General features: G+C 78.2%; 1 protein-coding gene and 1 pseudogene. Both read left to right on the forward strand.

The features are described from left to right. On the forward strand, positions 1 to 582 hold a 582-nt coding region (locus tag G3I41_RS30760), incomplete at its 5' end, for a bifunctional adenosylcobinamide kinase/adenosylcobinamide-phosphate guanylyltransferase (RefSeq protein ID WP_164403820.1). 130 nt (positions 583 to 712) lie between these two features. Then, positions 713 to 839, forward strand: a pseudogene (locus G3I41_RS37215) (nicotinate-nucleotide--dimethylbenzimidazole phosphoribosyltransferase); the annotation flags it as partial.

Consider the following 839-nt stretch of genomic DNA (forward strand, 5'->3'; position numbering starts at 1 on the left):
ACGACGCTGGCCGTCGGCGGCTTCCGCGCCCCGGCCGCGGTCCCCCGGCGCACCCTGGTCACCGGCGGCGCCCGGTCCGGGAAGTCCGTCGAGGCGGAACGGCGCCTGGAGACGTACCCGGAAGTCCTGTACGTGGCGACGGGCGGCACCCGGGACGGGGACGCGGACTGGGCGGCCCGGGTGGGGCTGCACCGGGAGCGCCGGCCGGCCGCCTGGCGCACCGAGGAGACCTGTGAGCTCGCGGAGCTGCTGTCCTCGGACGGGCCGCCGCTGCTCATCGACTGCCTGTCGCTGTGGCTGACGGACGCGATGGACCGGGTGGACGCCTGGGACGACGCGGCGTGGGCGCAGGGCGGCGAGCGCGCGCTGCGGGCCAGGACGGCGGAGCTGGTCGCGGCGGTGCGCGGGACGCGGCGCACGGTGGTCCTGGTGACCAACGAGACCGGCTCCGGGGTGGTGCCGGCGACGGCGGCCGGGCGGCGCTTCCGGGACGAGCTGGGCCGGCTGAACGCGGCGGTGGCCGGGGAGTGCGAGCGGGTGCTGCTGGTGGTGGCGGGCCAGGTGCTGCCGCTGCGCGGCTGAGGGGGCGGCCCGGCCGGGGCGCGGGGCCGTACCGGGCGGGCCCGGAAAACGTGGCGGGTACTGTTCCGCAGGGAGCCCGCCGCCGGGCTCCCCGGACCACTCCCCGTATCGACCCGCGAGGCAGATCCCCGTGAATCTGGACGACTTCTCCGACCTGATCGAACGCCCCGACGGGGGCGTACGGCGCGACGCCGAGGAACGCCGGGAGCGGCTCGTCGTGCCGCCGGGCGCCCTGGGCCGGCTGGACGAGCTGGCCG

It is taken from the genome of Streptomyces sp. SID9727 (assembly GCF_010550605.1).
Taxonomy (GTDB): Bacteria; Actinomycetota; Actinomycetes; order Streptomycetales; family Streptomycetaceae; genus Streptomyces.